20 protein-coding genes, 1 tRNA gene and 1 pseudogene are annotated in these 21,880 nt (G+C 69.9%); 6 read left to right on the plus strand and 16 right to left on the minus strand.

Translation table 11 applies throughout. The annotated features are described in order from the left end of the window. Positions 1–140: 140 nt before the first annotated feature. Positions 141–338, plus strand: coding sequence for a hypothetical protein (locus ACRRRO_RS12545; RefSeq protein WP_424796963.1), 198 nt, complete (start codon positions 141–143; stop codon positions 336–338). 117 nt (positions 339–455) lie between these two features. After that, the gene (locus ACRRRO_RS12550; protein ID WP_424796962.1) at positions 456–812 is read left to right on the plus strand and encodes a WhiB family transcriptional regulator; all 357 of its coding nucleotides are present in this window, start codon (positions 456–458) and stop codon (positions 810–812) included. A gap of 14 nt (positions 813–826) precedes the next feature. On the opposite strand, the gene ACRRRO_RS12555 is transcribed toward ACRRRO_RS12550, so the two are convergent. Further along, positions 827–1,852 carry a hypothetical protein gene (locus tag ACRRRO_RS12555; RefSeq protein ID WP_434080343.1) on the minus strand — a complete coding sequence of 342 codons (1,026 nt, stop codon included), beginning with the start codon at positions 1,850–1,852 and terminating at the stop codon, positions 827–829. Between the two features lie 115 nt (positions 1,853–1,967). Continuing rightward, positions 1,968–3,467, minus strand: a complete 1,500-nt coding sequence (locus tag ACRRRO_RS12560; protein WP_424796960.1) for a zinc-dependent metalloprotease — start codon at positions 3,465–3,467, stop codon at positions 1,968–1,970. Between the two features lie 110 nt (positions 3,468–3,577). On the opposite strand from ACRRRO_RS12560, the gene ACRRRO_RS12565 reads away from it, so the two are divergent. Next, positions 3,578–4,768, plus strand: a complete 1,191-nt coding sequence (locus ACRRRO_RS12565; protein ID WP_424796959.1) for a YlbL family protein — start codon at positions 3,578–3,580, stop codon at positions 4,766–4,768. Between the two features lie 34 nt (positions 4,769–4,802). Here the strand turns inward: ACRRRO_RS12565 and ACRRRO_RS12570 are convergent, their stop codons facing one another. Beyond that, positions 4,803–5,369 carry a PPA1309 family protein gene (locus tag ACRRRO_RS12570; RefSeq protein ID WP_434080344.1) on the minus strand — a complete coding sequence of 189 codons (567 nt, stop codon included), beginning with the start codon at positions 5,367–5,369 and terminating at the stop codon, positions 4,803–4,805. A gap of 175 nt (positions 5,370–5,544) precedes the next feature. Between ACRRRO_RS12570 and ACRRRO_RS12575 the strand changes: the two genes are divergently transcribed. Further along, positions 5,545–8,484 (plus strand): UPF0182 family membrane protein, encoded by a 2,940-nt coding sequence (locus tag ACRRRO_RS12575; protein WP_434080345.1) that lies wholly within the window; start codon positions 5,545–5,547, stop codon positions 8,482–8,484. A 149-nt stretch (positions 8,485–8,633) separates the two neighbouring features. Here the strand turns inward: ACRRRO_RS12575 and ACRRRO_RS12580 are convergent. Then, a pseudogene (locus tag ACRRRO_RS12580) lies at positions 8,634–9,939 on the minus strand (IS1380 family transposase). A 299-nt stretch (positions 9,940–10,238) separates the two neighbouring features. Between ACRRRO_RS12580 and ACRRRO_RS12585 the strand changes: the two are divergent. Further along, positions 10,239–10,312: transfer RNA gene (locus tag ACRRRO_RS12585), tRNA-Met, on the plus strand. Positions 10,313–10,531: 219 nt separating this feature from the next. On the opposite strand, the gene ACRRRO_RS12590 is transcribed toward ACRRRO_RS12585, so the two are convergent. Then, positions 10,532–10,885, minus strand: a complete 354-nt coding sequence (locus tag ACRRRO_RS12590; protein WP_434080346.1) for a hypothetical protein — start codon at positions 10,883–10,885, stop codon at positions 10,532–10,534. Then, on the minus strand, positions 10,882–11,328 hold the full coding sequence (locus tag ACRRRO_RS12595; protein WP_434080347.1) for a dienelactone hydrolase family protein: 447 nt from the start codon (positions 11,326–11,328) through the stop codon (positions 10,882–10,884). The genes ACRRRO_RS12590 and ACRRRO_RS12595 overlap by 4 nt, the downstream gene beginning before the upstream one ends. A gap of 176 nt (positions 11,329–11,504) precedes the next feature. Between ACRRRO_RS12595 and ACRRRO_RS12600 the strand changes: the two genes are divergently transcribed. Next, positions 11,505–12,119 (plus strand): ADP-ribosylglycohydrolase family protein, encoded by a 615-nt coding sequence (locus tag ACRRRO_RS12600; RefSeq protein WP_424796955.1) that lies wholly within the window; start codon positions 11,505–11,507, stop codon positions 12,117–12,119. A gap of 62 nt (positions 12,120–12,181) precedes the next feature. Here ACRRRO_RS12600 and ACRRRO_RS12605 read toward each other — a convergent pair whose 3' ends face one another. The 10 genes from ACRRRO_RS12605 to ACRRRO_RS12650 form a co-directional block, all read right to left on the minus strand. After that, positions 12,182–12,688, minus strand: a complete 507-nt coding sequence (locus ACRRRO_RS12605) for a mycothiol transferase (RefSeq protein WP_424796954.1) — start codon at positions 12,686–12,688, stop codon at positions 12,182–12,184. Positions 12,689–12,890: 202 nt separating this feature from the next. Continuing rightward, positions 12,891–13,790, minus strand: a complete 900-nt coding sequence (locus ACRRRO_RS12610; RefSeq protein ID WP_424796953.1) for an aminoglycoside phosphotransferase family protein — start codon at positions 13,788–13,790, stop codon at positions 12,891–12,893. Next, the gene (locus ACRRRO_RS12615; protein ID WP_424787545.1) at positions 13,787–14,689 is read right to left on the minus strand and encodes an aldo/keto reductase; all 903 of its coding nucleotides are present in this window, start codon (positions 14,687–14,689) and stop codon (positions 13,787–13,789) included. Before ACRRRO_RS12615 ends, ACRRRO_RS12610 begins: the two co-directional genes overlap by 4 nt. A 52-nt stretch (positions 14,690–14,741) precedes the next feature. Continuing rightward, positions 14,742–16,130 (minus strand): MFS transporter, encoded by a 1,389-nt coding sequence (locus ACRRRO_RS12620; RefSeq protein ID WP_424796952.1) that lies wholly within the window; start codon positions 16,128–16,130, stop codon positions 14,742–14,744. Positions 16,131–16,184: 54 nt separating this feature from the next. Further along, positions 16,185–17,477, minus strand: a complete 1,293-nt coding sequence (locus ACRRRO_RS12625) for an FAD-binding protein (RefSeq protein ID WP_424796951.1) — start codon at positions 17,475–17,477, stop codon at positions 16,185–16,187. After that, positions 17,474–18,034: a hypothetical protein gene (locus ACRRRO_RS12630; protein ID WP_424796950.1), complete on the minus strand. Its 561-nt coding sequence runs from the start codon at positions 18,032–18,034 to the stop codon at positions 17,474–17,476. The genes ACRRRO_RS12625 and ACRRRO_RS12630 overlap by 4 nt, the downstream gene beginning before the upstream one ends. After that, positions 18,034–19,368: a DUF58 domain-containing protein gene (locus ACRRRO_RS12635; RefSeq protein WP_434080348.1), complete on the minus strand. Its 1,335-nt coding sequence runs from the start codon at positions 19,366–19,368 to the stop codon at positions 18,034–18,036. The genes ACRRRO_RS12630 and ACRRRO_RS12635 overlap by 1 nt, the downstream gene beginning before the upstream one ends. Positions 19,369–19,562: 194 nt before the next feature. Further along, positions 19,563–20,567 carry an AAA family ATPase gene (locus tag ACRRRO_RS12640; RefSeq protein WP_424787549.1) on the minus strand — a complete coding sequence of 335 codons (1,005 nt, stop codon included), beginning with the start codon at positions 20,565–20,567 and terminating at the stop codon, positions 19,563–19,565. Beyond that, the gene (locus tag ACRRRO_RS12645) at positions 20,564–21,082 is read right to left on the minus strand and encodes a hypothetical protein (RefSeq protein ID WP_424796948.1); all 519 of its coding nucleotides are present in this window, start codon (positions 21,080–21,082) and stop codon (positions 20,564–20,566) included. Before ACRRRO_RS12645 ends, ACRRRO_RS12640 begins: the two co-directional genes overlap by 4 nt. After that, complete coding sequence (locus ACRRRO_RS12650; protein WP_434080349.1) at positions 21,079–21,771, minus strand: DUF4129 domain-containing protein; 693 nt, start codon at positions 21,769–21,771, stop codon at positions 21,079–21,081. The genes ACRRRO_RS12645 and ACRRRO_RS12650 overlap by 4 nt, the downstream gene beginning before the upstream one ends. Positions 21,772–21,880 lie beyond the last annotated feature (109 nt).

The raw sequence follows: 21,880 nt of genomic DNA on the forward strand, positions 1-21,880 counted from the left end.
CGGCAGTAGGCGGAGATGACAACTGTCAGGAAGTTCGGAAAAAGACTGGGCAGGCATCCCGGGCACCTCTACTCTGTAACACGTTCCTGATTCGCCGAACCGCGCCTAGCCAGCACACCCGGTTCCTGAGCACCGAGGAGGTGAGCACCCAGATGAAGACCATGACTACGGCGACCGGCATCTCCCGGACCGTGCACGTTGCACCGGTAAGCGCGTTCGTGCGTCTCCGTGCCGATCTTGCCCCGGGTGCCACGTCCGGCTACGCCGGCTCCGGCCTCGCCACTCCCGGCACCACGGATACCGACCCCAACTTCACCGGCCTCGCGGCCATCGGGTAACTCTCCGAGCAGAGCGCTCTCTCGCCGCGAAGCCCCGATGGGTTCGCGGCCCTTTGTCAGTCGTGACAAGTGCGGTTGCCGACCCGGCTGACCATCACAATCGCTCAGGAGCATCTCGTGCAGTACACATCGATTCTCGACCACCGGTCGGGATCGTCCACCACCTGGCCCCTCGACAGCCTGCCGTTGCCCACCGAGGCTGACCTGACCCTGCCCTGCCAGGACCTGGAGACCGCGGACCTGTGGTTCGCCGAGGGCACGGCGCAGGTCGAGAAGGCCAAGGCCATGTGCCAGACCTGCCCGATCAAGGCCGAGTGCCTGGCGGGGGCGGTGTCCCGCCGGGAGCCGTGGGGCGTCTGGGGCGGAGAGGTCTTCGTCGACGGCGTCATCGTGGCCCGCAAGCGCGGCCGTGGCCGTCCTCGCAAGACCGACCGGCCCGCCGCCGCCCGGCACCGGTCCACGCCCGCGGCGTGAGGTAGCCGGGACCCTCAGCCGGCAACGGCTGGGAGCAGCGCGCTTGCCGAACACCCGCACTGCGGGTGCACTCGCCACCGGCGCTGCACCGGTACCGGGTCCCAGGCCGACACCTCCAGGGAGGTGTCGGTCAGGGTGTCGCGGCCGTCCACCAGCGCCAGCAGTTGATGGGCGGCCAGTGCGGCACCCAGCCAGGCCAACGACGTCTCCGCGGCCGGTGCGGCACGGGTGGTGGCTTGGGTGGCCACCGCCGGCCAGCGCGGATCCCGATCGCAACGGTGCAGATCCAGGCACCGCAGGCAGACGCCCTCGCCGGGGCGCACCAGCGGGCCGATCACCACATCCAGTTCCCGCGCCAGGACCGGCAGGTGGCAGACATCCTGACGCATCAGGTCGCGATAGTCGACCGGATCGGCCACTCCGGCGCGGACCAGCACCACCACATCGGCGTCGGTGCCCGGCCCGCGGCGGGTCCGGACCTTCGGGTCGATGCCGCGCAGCACGGCGGTGGCGCTGTCCTGGCGCATCCGGCCGACGTCGCCGGCCCGGTAGAGCCCGCCGCCGACGTCGTTGTGACGCACCCGTCGTTCGTCATGCAGGAGGACCGCGCCCACACCGGCGTGCGTGAGCACGCAGGCCAGCCGCAGCCCGAGCGGGTCCAGCCCGTGCACGTGCACGGCCACCACCGCATCGGAGCGGTCGGACGGCCGGGTGTGACCAGCCATCGCCGCCCGGTGCCAGTAGCCCTGGTCCGGACCGGTGACCAGGCTCGGGTGGAGATCCGGGGCCGGGCCCTCGAGCACGTACCCGGCCGTCCGCAACCGATCGAGCAGGGACTTCACCTGTCGTGCGGGCACGCCCAGGTCCCGAGCATGAGCCCGCAGCTCCTCGGGGCCGGCGCACTCGGGGAGGCGCTCCAGGAGACGCTGCTCACCGCCGGACAGCCCGTCCAGCAAGAGCGCGCAGCGCGGATCCAACCCGATCTGGCTGGAGCCGGGAGCGCGCCAATACACCTCGAAACCCGGTCTGATCCACATCATGGCCACCTCTCGAACGACTCGTTCGCCGAGGTTCGCACACCCACCCATCTATTGCCGGGCCACCGGTCGATCTGTGGATGAACCCTGTGGATGGAACCCTCAGGGTCGGGGCTGTTCAGCCGCGCTCGGGGTTCTCATCGTCCTCCGGTTCGGCCTGCTCCGGGCTCCCGGCGCTCTCGGCAGCGGCAGAGCCGGCAGCGCGGGCGGCATCGTGCTCACGCGCACCCTCGGAGTAGCCCAGGTTGCCTTCCAGCATCATGGCCAGGGCCTCGTCGACGTCGGCTCCCTCAGCCCGGGAACTCTCGCGCCGGCTCAGGTAGGTACCCGGATCGTCCAGGTCCTCGGCAGTGGGGAACACGTCGGGATGGGACCACAACTCATCGCGCTCGGCGGCGCCCAGTTCCCGTGTCACCGCCGCCCACAGCAGCGCCGCGTCCCGAGCGCGGCGCGGCCGCAACTCCAACCCCACCAGGGTGCGGAAGGTGTCCTCGGCCGGTCCACCGGCCGCCCGCCGACGACGCAGCATCTCCCGCAGCGGGACCGCGTGCGGCAGGTGCGGGGCCACCGCGGCGGCCGTGACCTCCTCCACCCAGCCCTCGATCAGGGCCAGGATGGTCTCCAGCCGGCTCAGCGCCCGCTCCTGACTCTCGGTGCGCTCGGGGGAGAAGATCCCGCCGGCCAGGGCCGAGCGTAACTGCTCCATGTCGGTGGGGTCGATGTCGCGCACGGCGTCCTCGAGTTGGCGCAGGTCGATCTCGATCCCGCGCGCGTACTGCTCCACCGCGTTGAGCAGTTGCGAGCGCAACCACGGCACGTGGGTGAACAGACGGGCATGTGCGGCCTCGCGCACAGCCAGGAAGTGCCACACCTCATCGGTGGGCACGTCCAGGTCCTCGGCGAAGGCGTCCAGGTTCGCCGGCACCAGCAGCACCGCCGGGTCGGTCAACAGCGGCAACCCGGTGTCCGTGGCACCGAAGACCTCGCGCGCCAGGGTGCCCGCCCCCTGGCCCACCTGCATCGCGAAGGAGAGCCGGCCGAGTTTGCGGACCATCGCGCCCATGTCCACACCACCGAGCAGTCCGGCGGCCGCCGGATCCAGACCCTCGGGCAGACCGGGGCCATCGGTGCCCATGGTGGTGGCCAGCGCCTGAGCCACCGAGACACCCACGGGGTCTGCCACCTGACGCCACACCGGCAGGGTGCGCTCGACCCACTCGGCCCTGGAGACCGCCTGTTGCGGCCCACCGGAGGGCGGTAGGTCGGTGGCCACGTCCAGCCACAGGTCCGCCGCCTGCAGCGCCCGGCGGGCACTTACGGCCTGCGCCGCCGAGACCGCCGGATCCCCGCCCAGGTGGGCGACCTGGCGGGCCACGTCGTGGGCGACCTTCCAGTCCGAACTACCGCCGTCGTCGTCGGCGGACAGGACCTGGCGCATCTGCGCCATGGCGGCGGCGAACTGGCTCGGGTCCGAGGGCATGCCCGGCATCGACTCCAGCCGGGACAGGTCCATCCCGCTGGACTCCAGGGCGCGCATCGCCTCCGCGGCGGCGTCCGGTCCGAGCATGGACTCCAGCATGCGTCGCCACTGCTCTGCGCCTGAGGGCTGTTCGCTCATGGTCAACGGTAATCACAGGTACGCCCGATCACCGAATCACCGGGCCACCCTTTCGCTCTGGGCGCAGTCGGTGGCGCGGTGCGATCCAGACTCGAGGGAAGATAGTGGGCATGACGGACCTGAGTTTCCGCGCCGAGCACGAGCCCCGCCGGCGCCGCCGACGCCTGAGATGGGTCAGTTTCACCCCGCGGTTCGTCACCATGCTGATCTCCGGCGTGGCCACCTTCGGGCTGCTCGGGACGATGCTGGTGCTGCCGCTGCCCTACGCGGTGCAGGGGGCAGGTCCCACGTTCAACACCCTGGCCGGGCATCGGCCGGCGGACCAGGGTGACTCCGATGAGGTGGGCGACGGCGAGCCGACCCTGATCAGTATCGAGGGCGGCCGGGCGCACCCGGCCGCGGGGGAGTTGCGCCTCACCACGGTGGTCACCTCCGGGGGGCCGGGCTACCCGGTGCGGGCAGCGAACGTGATCGTGGGGTACTGGAGTTCGAACCAGATGGTGCAGCCGTTGGAGGCCGCGATCGATCCCGACCTGACGCAGGAGCAACGGGACCAACTGGCGGCCCAGCAGATGATCACCTCCCAGGAGCATGCCACCGTAGCGGCACTGACGGATGTGGGCTTCGAGGTGCCCGCGGTCCTGGAGGTCGTCGATGCTGCCCCGGGGACCGGCGCCGAGGGTGTGGTGGCCGAGGGCGACCTGATCCTGGGCATCCAGGCCCCCGGGGAGCAGGTGGCGCAGGTGGAGACCTACGCCGATCTGTCCGTGCCGTTGCTGGCCACCCCGCCGGGGGAGGAGATGCGACTGCTGGTGGAACGCGATGGGCAGGAGGTCACGCTACCGATCATCACCACCGACGACGGTCGGGGCCGCAGCCAGCTGGGCATCTTCCTGAATGCCGATTTCGACATGCCAGTCGAGGTGAGCATCGCGATCGACAACGTCGGCGGACCCAGCGCCGGCCTGATGTTCGCCCTGGGCATCATCGACGTGCTCACCCCAGAGGACCTGACCGGCGGGCACTCCATCGCCGGCACCGGCACGATCAGCCTGGACGGGCGGGTCGGCCCGATCGGCGGCGTGGGTCTGAAGATGATCGGGGCCGTGGACGACGGCGCCGACTACTTCCTGACCCCCGCGCTCAACTGCTCCGAGGTGGTGGGTCACATCCCCACCGGCCTGCAGGTGATCGCGGTGGACACGCTGGAGCAGGCTCGCAGCGCCGTGGAGTCGATCGCCGCGGGCGACACCGACGATCTGCCCGGCTGCGCCGACTGGGAGCACCTCGAGCCGACCTGAGCCGGCGCCAGGGCAGGGCCGCGCTCGGGTCGGCTCAGCTGAACGTGGCGGCCAGGGCGTGCACCAACCCCGGCACCGCGTCGGGGGCACCCGCGACGGCGTCGTCGGAGTCGTTGGCGCGTGAGCGCAGGACGCACCAGGACTCGCCCGAGCGCAGCACCCCGGCCGCCACCCGCACGTCCTGACGGTCCGGGTGGCCCATCAGGTAGGCGACCGCTTCCTCGGGGTCGTCGCTGGGCATGCCCTGCTCCGCCTCGGGCGGTACCACGATCCGCTCCACCACGATCGCGGCCCCATGCACCGTCTCCGGCCACGCCAACTGGGCCAGCAGCTCCTCCAGGTTCGCAGACTCCGGGAGCCCGTCCTGCTCGATCGAGGTCAGGTGCTCGGGGTCCGCTTCGGCGGCTGCGACCACCTCGGCGCCGAGTTGGGTGGCAACGGCGGGATTCTCCGCGAGGGCGTCAGCGGTGCGGACCAGGGCGTAGATGCCCACCGGTGCGTCCCAGCCGCCGGCAGCGGCATGGCGTTCCAGTTCAATGACGGCGGCGGCCAGTGCGTGGGAGCGGGATTCGTCGTTCACATAGACATCGTTCCAGCACACCGAATGTATGGGAAACTGGGAGGGCCCAGGGGTGCCGTGCCTCTGGATCCATCTGCCCGCTCTGATCGTTCTCGAGGTTGAGCTCTAGTGTCCTTTGCTTCCTCCCGTCCCGCTGCCTCCTCTCCGCGACCGGCGCGCGCGCGGGCGCCGCGGTCCGCTGCTACCCACGATCGGTGTGCTGGCCGGGGTGGTCATCGCTTTCCTGGTGATGTCCCGGTTCTGGACCGAGTGGCTCTGGTTCGACCAGGTGGGCTACTCCAACGTGTTGCTCACCCAGTGGTCCACCCGGGGTGGGCTGTTCGTCGTCGGTCTGCTGTTGATGGGCGGCGTCGTCTGGTTCAACCTGCGCCTGGCGTACAAGAACCGGCCCATGTATGTCCCGACCACTCCCCAGCAGCGCGACCTGGACCGGTACCGGGAGGCGTTCGAGCCGCTGCGCAGACTGGCCTTCATCGCGGCCCCGATCGTGGTGGGCTTCTTCGCAGGTTCGGCGGCGGCCACGCAGTGGCAACCCATGCTGGAGGCTTTCAACGGCCAGCCGTTCGGGCAGGTGGACCCGCAGTTCGGGCTGGACGTCGGCTTCTACGTCTTCATCTTGCCGTTCCTGCGGTTCGTGATCTCCTTCCTGCTGTGGACCACGATCTTCGGGCTGGCCGCGGCCGCCTTCGTGCACTACCTCTACGGCGGCATCCAGGTGACCGGGCAGCGGCGGGCGGAGAAGCCCGCACGGATCCAGTTGAGCATCCTGGGTGGTCTGGTGGTGCTGCTGGTCGGCGTGAACTACTGGCTGGACCGGTACACACTGCTGAACTCACCCGGGGAACGGTTCGACGGCGCCACCTACACCGAGGTCAACGCTGTGCTTCCGGCCCGGTGGATCCTGGCCTTCGCCTGCGTCTTCGTGGCGGTGCTCATCTTCGCCTTCGGCGCCCGGGGCCGGTGGCGGCTGCCGGTGGTCGGGCTCGGTCTGGCCGTGGTGACCGGACTGGTGGCCGGGATGGCGATCCCGGCGATCACCCAGGCCGTGGTGGTGAGCCCGAACGAGCAGGACAACGAGGCCGAGTTCATCCAGCGCAATATCGACGCCACCCTGGCCGCGTACGGCCTGGAGGACGTTGAGACCGAGGTGTACGAGGCCGAACTGGAGGGGGTGGCCGGTGCTCTGGCCGACGATGAGGAGTCGACCGCCCAGATCCGGTTGCTGGACCCCAATATCGTCTCGCCCACATTCCGGCAGGACCAGCAGAACCGGCACTACTACACCTTCCCGGAGACCCTGAATGTGGACCGGTACCAGATCGACGGTGAACTCAACGACACCGTGATCGCCGTCCGCGACATCAACCTGGATGCCGTGGCGCAGCGGAACTGGACCAACGACCACACCGTCTTCACCCACGGGTTCGGCGTGGTGGCCGCCTACGGCAACACCACCACCAACGACGGGCGGCCGCAGTTCTTCGAGGGCGGTATCCCCAGCATTGGGGCGTTGGGCGACTACGAACCGCGGATCTACTTCTCGGAGAACTCCCCGGACTACTCCATCGTCGGGGCGCCCGAGGGCGCAGACCCGTGGGAGTTGGACTACCCCGACGACGACGCCGAGGGCGGTCAGGTCAACAACACCTACGAAGGTGACGGTGGCCCGGGTATCGGGAACGTGTGGCGCCAGTTGCTCTACGCCGCCCGGTTCGGCAGCGAACAGATCATCTTCTCCGACCGGGTGAACTCCGAGTCCCAGATCCTCTACCACCGCGACCCCCGCGAACGGGTGGCCCGGGTGGCACCGTTCCTCACCCTGGACGGTCGGACCTACCCGGCTGTGGCTGACACCGACGGGGACGGCATGAAGGAGGTGGTCTGGGTCGTCGACGCCTACACCACCTCGGACGACTACCCCTACTCCGAACGACAGCAACTCGAGGACGCCACCATCGACGCGTTGACCGGTCCGGACGGCCAGGCGATCCAGGCCCAGTTGCCCGAGTTGGTCAACTACATCCGCAACTCCGTCAAAGCGGTGGTCAGCGCCTACGACGGGTCGGTCACGTTGTACGCGTGGGACATGGAGGATCCCATCCTGCAGACCTGGATGGAGATCTTCCCGGACATGATCCAACCCATGTCGGACATCAGTGGGGACCTGATGAGTCACCTGCGCTACCCCGAGGACCTGTTCAAGGTGCAGCGTGAACTGCTGAACCGGTATCACGTGACCGATGCCCGGAACTTCTTCTCCGGTGGTGACTTCTGGCGCACCCCACCGGACCCGGCTGAGCCGCAGTTCAACCAGCCACCGTTCTACCTGAGCCTGCGGATGCCCGAGCAGGAGGAGGCGACCTTCTCCCTGACCACCTCGTTCATCCTGAACGATGATCAGCGCAACGTGCTGACCGGTTTCATGGCGGTGAACTCCGAGACGGGGGACCAGGACGGTGAGGTCCATGAGGACTACGGCACGATCCGTCTGCTGGAGTTGCCTCGTGACCTGACCGTCCCCGGACCCGGGCAGGTGCAGAACGACTTCAACACCGACACCACCGCGGCCACGGAACTGAACATCCTCAGTTCCGGTGGCTCCCAGGTGCTGTCCGGCAACCTGCTCACGCTGCCGGTCGGCGGCGGGCTGCTGTATGTGCAGCCGGTCTACGTGCAGTCCGAGAGCGGCACCCAGTTCCCGTTGCTGCGGCGGGTGCTGGTGGCCTTCGGGGACTCGGTCGGGTTCGCGCACACGCTCGATGAGGCGCTGGACCAGGTCTTCGAGGGCGACGCCGGTGCGGCAGCGGGTGACGCCGACGTGGTGCCGGTGCCCGATGACGAGGTCGACCTGGACGCCGAGGACATCGATCCCGACGGTGAGCCGGTCGACCCGGACGCAACGGACCCGGACGATGAGCCCACCGAGACCGAGACCGCCGACCCGCCGGCGGCCGACCCCGGTGACGGCGATGCCCAGACGCGGCTGAACCGCGCCCTGGCTGATGCCCGGGAGGCGATGGAAGACTCCAACGAGGCACTCGTCGACAGTGACTGGACCGCCTACGGCGAGGCCCAGGAGCGGTTGGCCGATGCGCTGGAGCGGGCCCTGGAGGCGGACGAGGAACTCAACGGCTGAACCTGGATCCGCTGAGCTGCTTTTGGAGCGTCTTGAGCGGTGAAGTGAGGAGGGGTTTTCGGTCGGTCCTGCCGAAGGGCGTGAGTGAGTTGCCGGTCTGCCCGGCCTTTCCACTTTCGGTTCCTTCTCGTCGGTGCAGGGGCTGAAGGTCAAGCCGGCGCTGGTAGCGGGCTGCCTGCGGCGTCGAATAGCGCGTCCCAGGCGTGCTGCCAGGGCCAGTTCCTGGGTAGGTGCAGCAGCCAGGAGCGGGCGCGGTTGGCGATCCGGGCTGGGGTGTTGATGAGTTGGGCGCGGATCGTGGCGGTGCGTGCCCGAGCGTGGAACTTGGAGGCCAGTACTCCGGCGGCGCGGGTGAGGTTGAACGAGATCGCCGCAAGCACGGCCCAGGCACTGTTGGCGCTGAAGGCGCCCGAGGGGCAGTGGGCCAACGGCCCGGTCTTCAGGTCGGCGATGACCTGTTCGATGATCGCATGGTCGCGGTGGGCGGCCTCGGCGGCCAGCATCGACAGTGGGGAGTCGGTGAAACACCGCATGGTGCCGGTAGGCGGTGAGTAGGTCGCCCTGCTCGGCGGTGGCCGAGGCCGGATTCAGGCGCTTGACCCGGCGCACGATCAGCCGTGCAGCCACGTGGTCGGCCTTCTTGCGGGAGGTGAAGGCGGTGTAGGGGATCTCGGCAACTTCAGCATCGGAGATCCACCGCTGTTCGTCCTGGTCCCAGATCGCCTCGGGGTACTTGATGCCCACCCAGTCCTCCTCGCCGATGCGGGAGATGGCGGCGACCACGGCCTTGTCCATCCGGGCGGTGATCGAAAAGCGCGCCCCACCACGGCGGATGGCGGCCACCACGTGGTGCAGGTAGAACGCGCTGTCAGCCCGCCCGGTGACCAGCCCGCCTGTCCCGGCCCGGCGTGCGGTGGCCAAAGCCTCAGCGATCATCTGCCCCGCGCCCCGGTCGGACTTCACCGAGCCCTTACGCAGTCGCATCCCGGCGATCACCGGCGGCGCCGCCGGCGTGGACAGGGTTGCGACCAGCGCGTTGAGGCCCTTGATGCCGCTGTAGCCGTACCCGGTGCCCTGCTTGGCATACCCGTGGGTCTGGCGGATGGTGTCGTCGATGTCCAGGTAGGTCACCTCATCACCGCCGCGCAGCAGGCCCGGCACCCGGGCGGCCAGGGCGACCAGCAACCGCGAGGCGATCGCGTCCAACTGGCGCACATGGCCAAACTTGTAGCCGCGCAGATGGGTGCCCAGAGTCGTGGGCGCCCGGTGCTCAGTGAACGCCCGGTCCATGCCGCCGTGGCGCAGCAGATCCATGTCGCTGATGCTGTCCGCCCCAGCCACCATCCCAGCCACCAGCGCGCCCACCTTCACATCGGCGTTGGCCCCGGCACTGCCGGCCACGGTGACGTACTCATCGACCAGCCCCGAAAGCCCGGCGGACTCCGCCAGCAGCATCACCGGGACCAGACCCGCGGTGGCGATCAAGTTGTCATCGTCGAACTCAGCGGAGAAGTTATGGAAACTCGCACTACCGGTGCTCCTGTTGCTCAGCGGTTTGGAACTCTCAACAAGTCCATTTTCGCTGGTCACAGGAGCATTCGGCTGTCACGACCCGCCGCCCACACCGCCCCGACCGGCGGATCCAGGCTGAACCCTGGCCCGGGAGGCGATCGCCGACGTGGCTGACGTCACGCTGATAGGCACGGCCACGATTTGCTTCCCGGGCCGGTGCCGCCGTAGTCTGGGGTTACCGACGCGGGGTGGAGCAGTTCGGTAGCTCGCCGGGCTCATAACCCGGAGGTCGGAGGTTCAAATCCTCCCCCCGCCACTAATTTCAGGCTCGGAATCTGCGGATTCCGAGCCTGAAAGCATTTAGAGACTTGATCGAGTGTCCACTTGGTGTCCAGCAACCCGGTCCAGGAACCCTCTGGTGGCGGGCGCTGAGGCCCGGCCTATGCAACGTGAGGTCCCGGCAGGCAGACACCCGACGTCGATCGGTCGCTGGATCCCGCCCCGGCCGGGATTCGCTCTCACGCCGCGACGGCGGTCAATGGCGCAGTTGCTCGGCCAGAAACGCCACTACCCGGTCGAGGGCAACCCGGGTCGGATGCCCCGGCTCGTCGACGAGGGAGACCGTGAGCACCGCGTGCGCCGACGGCGCGATACCAGCCGCGTTGCCCGGCGAAGAGTCGATCTCGATCCCCTCAAAGGATGTCCCGAGCCTCGCCCGGAGGGTCTCGAACCGCTCCGCAGGGCAACCCCGGTCGTTGGTGAAGCGGAGCCCGAGCACGCGCAGGCCGTCGCCGGCTCGTTCCGTGATGGTCGAGAGATCCTGAGCATCCATGCCGAGGGCGGCACGGCCACGCTTCCCGATTGGCGCAGGCATGACCGGCTGGCTCATGACGGACGCGACGACTGAGGGTTCGAGAGCTGTTGCCAGCGCGAAACCTCCGGTGAAGCACATCCCGACCACGCCGACCCCGGGACCGCCACACTCACGGTGGGCCGACGCGCGGCGAGTGCTCGCAGCCACCCGACGACGGGGCTCGTACGGTCGGCGAGTTTGGTGAACTCCCGCGTCACGCAGACCTGCACGATCGATCGCAGGATCTCGCGGCCATTCGCCGGGGCTGCGGGGCGCCCGTACAGGGACGGGAGGTACACGGTGTACCCAACGGCGATCAGCCGACGGGCGAAATCGATGACGCCTGGATGCAGGCCGGGGATCTCATGGAGCACGAGAACCGCTGACCCCGAACCACCTCGAAAGACCTCATACGTGCGCCGGTCGTGCGTGAAGTCGAATGCCCGGAACTCCGGGCCGATCGGCTTGCTGAGATTCATACCGACTGCTCCCATCCATGGTTCGCCCAGCATGGTCGCAGCCACCCCCGACCGCAATGGCGAGCCGCAGGGCCACCAGCGAAGCACCAGGCGTACTCCTGGCCAACTACCCAACGCCCTCGACTGCGTCGCCTGAGGCCACCTGCGACTGACATCCGACCGCATGGCTGTCCAAGTTGGGGTCGCGCCGTTCGGCATCCCGGAGGAATCCGGCTGGGACTGAATTCGCCGCTGCCGCTGAGGCCGCCGGTTACACCCACGGCCATCCCACAGGGAAGGTGGCATCAGGTGCGTTCGCCGTCCTGATCGGGGCGATTGTTCGTGGCCAGAGTCTGACTGAGGCCGTCGACACCACGTTGCGGTTGCTACGCCGGCAAGATGATCACGAGGAGACTGTTCACGCCTTGGAGCAAGCCATCCAGGCCGCCCGGGGGAGTGCCAGTGCCGACGTCATCGAATCACTGGGCGGAGAGTGGGTCGCAGAAAAGGCGCTCGCGATGGACCTCTACGCCGCTCTCGCCCACTCCGGTCCCGATGAGGTGCTCGACGCGCTGTCACTCGCGGCAACCCACTCCGGTGACAGCGACTCGACCGGTGCGATGTGCGGCAACATCCTCGGTGCGTTCCACGGTGAAGCAGCACTGCCCCCCGAACTCACGTTCGAGGTCGAGGGACGAAGCACGATCCTCACGCTGGCTGACGACTTCATCTACGAGTTCACCGCCGGCAACACCCTCCATGGTGACGTCGGGCCACTCACGAGGTGGACCGACCGCTACCCGGGCTGGTGAGGAGACCGCCCGAGCACGACGGAAGCAGGCCTTCGCCCTAGCCCGGAGGCTGGAGACTGGTGTTACCCCGCGGGGGCGATCCCGCGGATATAGGCCGCCTGGCCAAGGTGCTGCAGGCAGTCCCCGATCACACTGACCAGGCGGATCGCGACGGTCACCGGTGGGTCCCAGTCGGAGTTGACCACGCGCTCCAGTTCGTCGCCGTCCAGCCTCCCGACGTACTCCAACGTACGGGCGTGCACCTGAGCGTGGTAGTCACGCAGATCCGCAGCGGAGATGCGGACGGCTGCCACGTCGTCCGGAGAGTGGCCGAACCCGGTGTCGCTGACGTCCAAGGGCAGGTCCAGGCGCTCATGCCACTGCGGCCACACCTGCTCGGTGCCGGCGAGGTCGCTGACGTGATCGTCCTGGACCCGGCTCTGGTGCCAGAGCAGCCAGGCGATCGTGTTGGCGTCCGCGGCAGGACGCCACCGGGAAGTCTCCGGGCTCAGCCCATCGGTGAGGTCCTCGACCAGTTCGTCGATCCTGCCGAAGTGGTCGGTCAGCATTGCTCTCGCGTGCTCAGTCATTGATCTAGCATCCCCGCCGGCCGTGACGAGCGCCAGCCCGCACGAGCAGGTGATGCGGTCGGTTGTCCACGACGCCCCGAGCGGGACGTGGATCCTGGGACCGCTGGTACACCCGAGACCAGTTCGCCGACGCCCTGCTGGCGCGGGATCGTTGGCCCGCTGGTGCCCTCCTGCCCCGGAGGGCACCCGCACGGGCGCAGGATCAGCGCCTTGGAAACAGTGCCAGCGCGTCGTCGATCATCCGGTGCCCCTGCGCCTCAAACGCCTCGTCGCCCACCGAATAGGCCCACGCTGCCGTTGCGATCGCCTCGGTGAGCAGGATGAAGCGCCAGTCCGGTCCACGTGGGTCGGACCCGTACCCCTCGATGAAAGCGCGTTCCAGGTCCCCACGGGTACGGAACTGCTGCACGGCGAGCCGGGCCAGGTCGGTCTGCGCCGGCCGCCACCCGGCGCGACCGAAGTCGATGACGGCGAGTTTCCCGGCGTGCACCATCCAATTGCGGGGTTGGTAGTCGCCGTGGGTGGGCACGAGCCGCACCGCTTTGGTGGGGTGGTCGGCGAGCAGGGCACGCAATCGCCTCACCGTGGCCGACGGGATGCGATGCTCCCCGGCCAGCCACCGCAGCGCCCGCTGCTTGCGGGCAGTGTTGAATTCGATCCCCAGGTCGGAGTCCATGCGCCGATCCTGACCATGGAACGCCGCCAGGAGTGCGCCGGCCTGCCGGTAGGTCTGCGGTTGCTGCTCGGAGTCGTTGCCTTGCACGAGTTCCCCGGGCAGGAACTCGGCCACGAGGACGCGTGCGTCGTCGTCCACGTGATGCAGCACCGGCGCCGCACCCAGGTGGCGCAGTGGCCCCACCCAGTGCCGGTAGGCGTCCAACTCCCGGGAGAAATGGTGGTTGCCCGGACCGCATGCCTTGACGATGACGTCCTCGGCGATGCCCGGGGTGCGGACCCGCAGCACCGTGGAATCGATCAACCCCCAACTCAGGTCCGCCACGACATGCGCGCCGGGCAGCCACCGCTGCACCAGGAGCCGCTGGTCCGGCCTCAGCCCAGGCAATGCCGTGTCCCGGTCCGGGCCGCCGTCGGGGCCGGTCATGCCTTCGCGGCCGTGGTGACGGTCTCGAGCCGGCGCAGGTCGGTGGCGGAGAGCCGGAGGTCGGCTGCGGCGACGTTCGCGTGCAGGTGGCGCATGCTCGCGGTCCCGGGCAAGGGAACGACTCGGACGCCGTGTTCCTGCTGTCGGTGGTGCACCCAGGCCAGCGCGACCTGACCGATTGTGGCGTCGTGGCCGGTGGCGATCTCACCCAGCGCTGCCCGGAGCCCGGCGGTTACGGGACCGTCGGTGCGGCGCTGCGGCTGTGCGTGCAGGAGGCCCTGGCCGGTCGGGGAGTGCGCCACCACCACCACGCCCAACTCCGCCGCGGTGGGCAGCAATTCATCCTCGATACCGCGCTGGACCAACGACCATTGCTCCTGCAGGGCCGCAACAGGGTGTACCGCGTGGGCACGCCGCAGATCCTCAGCGGTGACGTTGGACAGCCCGATGGCGCGGATCTTGCCCTGATCGACCAGTTCCGCCATCGCTCCGACGGTGTCCTCGATCGGTACCGTCTCACTGCGCAGGTGCAGGTAGTACAGATCGATCGCCTCGACTCCCAGCCGCTGAAGACTCGCCTCGCTCGCCGACCGCACGTAGGCAGGGTCGGCCCGGGCCTCGAAGCCTGCTGCCAGATCATCGCGCCGCACCAGGCCGAACTTGCTCGCCAGCACCACGTCATCGCGTCGCGTCCTGATCGCGCGGCCGACCAACTCCTCGTTCTGGTAGGCGTCCGCGGTGTCGATCATCGTGACACCGAGATCGAGGGCGGCGTTGAGAACAGCCACCGGATCCCGGTCAGCAGTGCCGGCGTCGTCCTCGCTCAACCTCATCGAGCCGAAACCCTGACGGCCGTAGGTGTCGCCTTCCGGTACGGACCCCGTCTGCGCTGCTGCCATGAGGAAAGCCTATGACCCGCGCCGCAGGAGAGGTCCGGGACGGTCCGGCGCCTTAGCGCTCCTGCAGCTCCTTGCCCGTCCACTCCGGCAGGAACAGGGCCGCTACCCCGGCCAGCACGAAGAAGAAGGCGAACACCCCGAACGCCAGCGGGGCACCACCGATCGAGATGAACACGGGGGTGGACAGCGGCGCAAGGATCGCTGCGACCCGCCCGAACGCCGCGGCGCTCCCGGACCCGGTGCCCCGCAACCGGGTCGGGTAGATCTCCGGCGTCACCGCATACAGCGCACCCCAGGCACCCAGGTTGAACGCCGACATCGCCATCCCGGCGGCGATGATGGTCGCCACCGTATCCGCTTGGCCGAAGAGCACCGCGGCGACCGCCGACAGACCCAGGAACGAGGCCAGCGTGGCTCGCCGTCCCCACTTCTCGATCAGGATCGCCGCCACCGCGTACCCGGGCAGCTGGGCCAGGGTGATGATCAGGGTGTACTCGAAGGACTGGACCAGGTCATACCCCTGCTGTAGCAGCAGCGTGGGCAGCCAGATGAACGCCCCGTAGTAGGAGAAGTTCACCCCGAACCAGGCCAGCCAGATCGCGATGGTGCGCCGGCGCAGGCGCGGGGACCACAACTCCCGCCAGTTCGGCGGCGGCGCGGGATCTCCCACCGGTGGGGAGGGGGCCGCCGGGGTAGCAGTGGAGGCCTCGAAGTAGCGCACCGACCTCTCCGCCTCCTCCTCCCGGCCACGTTGTTCCAGGAAGCGCACCGACTCCGGCAGCGCGTAGCGCACCACCAGGGCGTAGGCCGCCGGGACCATCCCGATCACGAACGCCCAACGCCACCCGGTGCCGGGGTTGACCACGAAGTAGCCGATCACCGCGGCGGCCAGCCATCCCACCGCCCAGAACGCCTCCAGGATCACGATCATCCGGCCCCGGATCCGCTTGGGTGCGTACTCACTCACCAAGGTGGAGGCCACCGGAAGTTCGGCCCCCAGGCCCAGACCGATGATGAAGCGCAGCACGATGAGCATCACCAGGCCGGTGGACAGCGCCGCCGCCCCGGTGGCCAGCCCGTAGATCAACAGCGTCAGGGCGAACACCTGCCGGCGCCCGATCCGGTCCGCGAGCAACCCGCCCAGGCTGGCGCCCACCGCCATCCCGACGAACCCGATCGAGGCCACCACCGAGAGTTCGGTGCTGGTCAGGTTCCAGGCGATGCCCAGGGCGGCCATGATGAACGAGATCAGCGCCACGTCCATCGCATCCAGCGCCCAGCCGATCCCCGAACCGACCAGGAGGCGCCCGTGGGCCCGTCCGAACGGGAGACGATCCAAGCGCTGGGCGCGGGTCATCGTCCCCGCGGAGCCGGCGTCGGCGGGCGCGCCAGGACCGTCGCCAGGGACGGCCGGGTTGGGACTGGTGTTCTGATCGGTCATCGGAACCCTCCTGCGGACACGTGCGGGCGGCCCCGGTACGGGACCCCGTCGAGACTAGCGCCCGGCGCCGGTGCCCCCGAAGACCCAGGTGTCCAGGAACTCGTTGCGGAAGCACCCGTGGGGATCGCACCGGGCCGCCAGGTCGCGAAAACGCCCCAGCATCGGGTAGCGGCGGGCCAGGCGCAGCGGATCGGTGCGGAACCACTTGGCCCAGTGCGGACGGGCCTCGAAGGGGGCCAGCACCTCGTCGATCACCGGCAGTACCGCCGCCACCGGCTCCGGGTCCATGCCCATCGTGAAGTGCACACTGATGCTCCGGCGCCGGTAGGCGGGGGAGAGCCACAAGTCATCGGCGGCGATCGTGCGCACCTCACTGATGTGCAGCAGCGGACCGACCCGCTCGCGCAGGGTGCTCGACCCACGTAAGGCATCCAGCGCCGGGATCGCCAGGTCGCGCGGGAGCGCGTACTCGACCTGGATCTCCGCGCCGGAGGAGGGGGTGAACCCCATCCGGAAGTGCGGCAGCCGCTCGTGCCACGGCCCGGCCACCCCCTGCTGCGGGGTGCACACGCGCGCGTCGGCCGAGCGAACCGGGTGCTGGTCGGCCGGCGCCGCATAGGCGCCCAGCACGCCGGGGGAGGCGCCGCCGTCGGGCCCATCGGTACGGCGCTTCACCCAGACCGAATCGACCGAGTCGGCCCGCCAGGAGGGGAACAGGCTGACCGAGGTGCCCAGCGCGGTGAGGGCGTCGAAGTCCTCCAGCACCAGGTCCCAGGGCACGTCGTTGAAGACCCACTGGCGCACCCGGTACGCCGGCTCGATCCGCATCGTCACGCGCGTGGTCACCCCCAATGCGCCCAGGCTCACCACCGCGCCCTCGAAGTCCGGCTCGCCCCGGGCGATCCGGTGCACCTGCCCCTGGGCGTCGATGAATTCCAGCCCGACGACGGCGGCTGCCAGGCTCCTGACCCCGTCGCCGGAGCCATGGGTGCCGGTGGCGATCGCCCCGGCTACCGAGATGTGTGGCAGTGAGGCCATCGCGTGCAGCGCGAAACCGGCCCGGTCCAGCGCCTCGGCGAGATCGCCGTAGGTGACCGCTGCGCTCACCGTGACAGTCCCTGCTCGCTCGTCGATCTCGATCTGCGGCTCCAGCCCGGCCAGGCTGATCAGGTCACCGGGGGAGTCGGGCAGGGCGTTGAAGGAGTGCCGCGTGCCCAGGGCGCGGATCCTCGGCGCTGCGGCGATGATCCGCCGGGCCTGGTCGAGGCTGGTCGGGCGGTGCAGGGTGCGGGCGCCGAACACGTGGCTGCCCGCCCAGTTGATCCCCGGGCCGGTGTGCGCGCTCATGTCAGGCTGCGCAGTGCGCGCACCATCACCGCAGTGAGACCTACCAGCACCGCCAGGACCACGACGGCGATCCAGACCACCGAGTCCCCGACCCGCGGCAGCGCCAGGGCCAGGTGCATGAACGTCTGCGCGATGACCTGTAGTACCAGGAACGGCCATCCCACCCGCGCCAACACCCGCAGCTCCACCACCGCGTCCCAGCTCACCCCGCCGACCACACGCGAGAGCACCAGGAACCCGTGCACGCAGAACACCACGACGGTCGATTCGGCCACCGTGGGCTCCCCGACCATCAGCCCCCAGCCGAGGAACGCGGCCACCCCCACCGGCAACCCGTAGCCCGGCCAGAACGCCACGGTCAGCGAGAACAGGATCATCAGCACCATCGTCACGACCGAGCTCGCGACCAGCACGCTCGCGCTCACCGCCAGCAGCAGGGCGGCGAGGCGCAGCACCCAGGCCGCCACGACCGGCCCCAGGTGCAGCCGCATCGCCGGCGGCCGCTGCTCGGGCAGGCTCGCCTCGGCCCGGCGCGCCCAGTTCGACACCCGCCCCATCAGCGACCACCCCGCTGCACCGTCGAGGCGACCATGAGGGCCTCCTCGGGGTTCATGGCGGTGCCGTGCCCGTCCGGGTCGCCGACCCAGTGGACCACGTCGATGCCCTGCCGGCGCAGCTCGGCCAGCCGCAACCCGCGCTCCAGCCGGATCAGTTGGAACGATGTGGCAGCGTAGGGATCCAACCGTGCGGTGTTGAGCGCGGGGAGCACGTCCACGGCGATCACCCGGTGCCCCTGGGAGCGCCACAGAGTGGCCACGGCACTGGCCTCGTCGTCCAGGAAGGTGGAGAAGATCACCGCCAGCGCACCGGAGGGCAGTCTCGGGGAGCGCTGGCGTGGCTGCGGGCTGCCCTCCGGTGCGATCCGGGCCAGGCGCTGGGTGATCCGTTCGAGGTGCTTGCCGCCCGCGGCCGGGGCCACCGGGCGTCGTCGCCTGCCCAGGTCGTCCAGCCCCACCCGGTCCCCGCCCTTCAGGTAGAACTGGGCCACCGACGTCGCGGCCTCCCGCGCCAGGTCCACCGAGGTCGCGTGCGTCATCCTGGCCGGGGTGCCGCCGGACCACGTGTCCACGTCCGGGCCGACGTCGTCGCGGGAGTCCACCACCAGCATCACCGTGGCGTCGGCGCTGGCCAGCGTGCGCCGCACGTACAGCGCGCCCAGCTTCTGGGTGCGCGGGTCCAACGAGCGACGCACGGTGGTGCGCCAGTCGATCCGGCGCAGCCGGTCCCCGGGGGTGAACTCGTGGATGTCGTGCAGTTCCATGCCCTCGCCCACGCGGCGTGAGGTGTGCGGTCCCACCAGCCCTTGCAGCCGGAACGGCAGCGGCATGCGCCGCAGCGGACGCGCCGGCGGGCGCACCATCATCGGCACCGGGCCGGCAGGGGGGCAGTGCGAGGCGAGCAGTTCGTCGTGGCTGGTGGCGATGTAGTCCACCCGGAAGCACTCCAGGACCCCGGTGCGAGCGGTCTCCAGGGACATGCCGATGGAGCGGTCCGGCTCGGCCACGACCACCGCCTCGGTGGTGCGATAGCCATTGGTGGCCACCCGCATCCGGACCACCGAGGTGCCCGGCGGGGTGCGCAGGGTCAGGGTGGCGCCGACCGTGCCCGGTTCGGCGGTGCCGGGCGCGCCGGGAGCCGTGCCGGCGCCCGGGGACAGGCCCGGCCGCAACTGCGCCTGCACGTCCTGGCGGGGTTGGGAGAACCACGCCCACGCCGTCCCGAGCACCATCGGCAGGGCGAGCGCGGCGAGGTCGGGCCGGGACGTCGTGACGCCCAGCACGAGTAGCACCATCCCCAGACCCCCGGTCAGCACCGCCGAGGTGCCCGGCACCCAGACGGTCGCCGCACCGCCCGGCCCGGCTGAGCCAGCCGCCCCGCTCGAGCCGCCCGGGGTGCCTGCCTCACCCGAGCGGGCCGCCCCGCTCGAGCCGCCCGGGGTGCCCGGCCCATCAGAGCGGGACCGGGCCGGCTCGGCAGAGGTGGGTTGCGCAGTCGTCGGCCCCGCACCCGGTGAGTGCGCGGAACTCACGACGAAGCGCCGACCGGGGCCTCGGCGCGCGCTGTGGCCGGGGTGGGGACCTCCTCGAGCAGACGCGCCACGATCTGGTCGGCCGAGGCCCCCGCAGCCCACGCCGCGGGGGTGAGCACCAACCGGTGCGCCAGCGCCGGTACGGCCACGTCCTTGACGTCCTCCGGGGTGACGAACTCGCGTCCGTCCAGGACCGCCCGGGCCCGGGCCAGCAGCACCAGCGCCTGGGAGCCGCGCGGGGAGGCCCCGACCTCCACAGTGCTCAGCTCCCGGGTCGCCCCGGCCAGCCGCACGCAGTAGTCCAGGATGTCGGCGTCCACGTCCACCGCCTCCACCCCGGCCTGCATGGCCAGCAGCGTCGTGTCGTCGACGACCTGGTCCACCTCGGCCCACTCGGTGCGCCGGGCGATCCGGCGGGCCAGCACATCGGCCTCCTGGGTCGCATCGGGGTAGCCGACGGACAGTCGGACCATGAACCGGTCCAACTGGGCCTCGGGCAGGGGATAGGTCCCCTCGTACTCCACCGGGTTGGCCGTGGCCAGCACGTGGAAGGGCGCGGGGAGCTTGTGCGAGGTGCCCTCCACACTGACCTGGCGCTCGGCCATCGCCTCCAGCAGTGCCGACTGGGTCTTGGGCGCGGTGCGGTTGATCTCATCGGCCAGGAACAGCCCGGTGAACACCGGCCCGGGACGGAAGGTGAACTCGGTGGCCGCCGGATCGAACACGTAGGAGCCGGTGATATCGGCCGGGAGCAGGTCCGGGGTGCACTGCAGCCGCCGGAAGTCCAGACCGAGCGCTCCGGCCAGGGCACGGGCCGCGAGCGTCTTGCCCAGCCCGGGTACGTCCTCGAACAACACGTGCCCACCGGCCAGGATCGCCGCCAGTGCGGTGCGCAGCGGCTGGGTCATACCGACGACGACGCCGGCCACCTGATCCAGGACGTCATTGCCCAGCCGGGATACCTCCGGCACGGGGAGCGGGGTGGGAACGGGTGTGGTCATGCCAGGCCCTTTCTGAGGTCGAGTCGTTCGAAAGCGGTCAGGTAGTGGCGCATCCGGCCGGCGTCCACGGGGGTGGCGCGCGGGTCGTCCAGGAATGCCACGACCTCCTCACCCAGCACCTGGCGGGCCCGCTCGCGCCCCGGTCCGGACTCGAGATCCACACCGGCGTGGCGGCAGGCTCGCACTCCCGCTGAGTGCAGGCGACGCACGGCGGGTTCGCGCAGCGTGGTGCGGTTGCCGTAGATCGCCCAACTCAGGGTGGAGACCTCCCGCCGGGCGCCGTCGCGGCTCTGGTAGGGCAACCGACGGAAGCGCACGACGGCGGGGACCCCGCTGATCGGGATGGCGGCGGAGATCAGGAGCAGGCTCACGCCGAGCAGGACGGAGTGCCGCCCGCTGAGGCCGATCCAGTACAGCAGGCCGGACAGTGCCACCGCGATCGATGCGGTGATGATCATCCACCGCCGGGACTGCTGGGTCGGGGTCCGGACCGGTTCGGACGTCGCGATGCTCATAGCCGTACCCGGTCCCAACTGCGGGCCAGCGCCTCGAGGTGGGTGACTGCCTCGTTCTGCTCGGCCGGACTCATCGGCTCGGTGCCGAACCGGGCTCGGTGGTACAGGCTGAGCAGGCCGGTAGTGGCCTCCGGGTCGGCCTCGGTGCGGGTCAGAACCGCCACGGTCAGGTCGGTCGGGGTGTCCGCGGGCCGGCGGCTCATCCCGGACTGGGCCGCAGCGTCCTCCAGGGCCAACCAGGCACGGATGATCGCATCGGTGGGGTCGGTTGCCCGGCGCACCTCCTCCCGCGCACTGGTGGCCGCCTCGGTCAGGATGGGGATCTGGTCCTCGGGCGCGACCTCGGCGTCCACCTGCAGGTCGCTGCGCCCCACGTCGGGCGTGAGCGACCTGCGATAGCGCACGAACAACCAGATGGCGATCGCGGCAGCGGCCACCGCCATGAGGATCACCAGCCCCAGGAGCAGCTGGCCCCAGATCGGGCTGATCTCGATGGGCTCGGCGTCTGTGGGGGGCTCGAACGTCTCGTCCCCGGACTCCTCGTAGGACTGCTCCTCGGGTGGGGGGCCTTCCTGGTCCGGCTCCGGTGCGGAGACCTCGAACTCGCGCGCATCCATCTCCCAGGTTCCGATGGAAGGAGCGACCAGGATCGCCAGACCCAGGAGCAGGGCCACCAGGGCAGTGGGCACCAGCGGCGGTACACGGTGTTGCCGTTCGCGCTCGTTCACCATTGACTTCCTCCCCGGAGGATTCCTCCCCGGAGCACTCTAACCGTTTGCCGGGGCCACCTCACTCGGC

It is taken from the genome of Sanguibacter sp. Z1732, assembly GCF_051020515.1.
Classification (GTDB): Bacteria; Actinomycetota; Actinomycetes; order Actinomycetales; family Beutenbergiaceae; genus CALKWS01.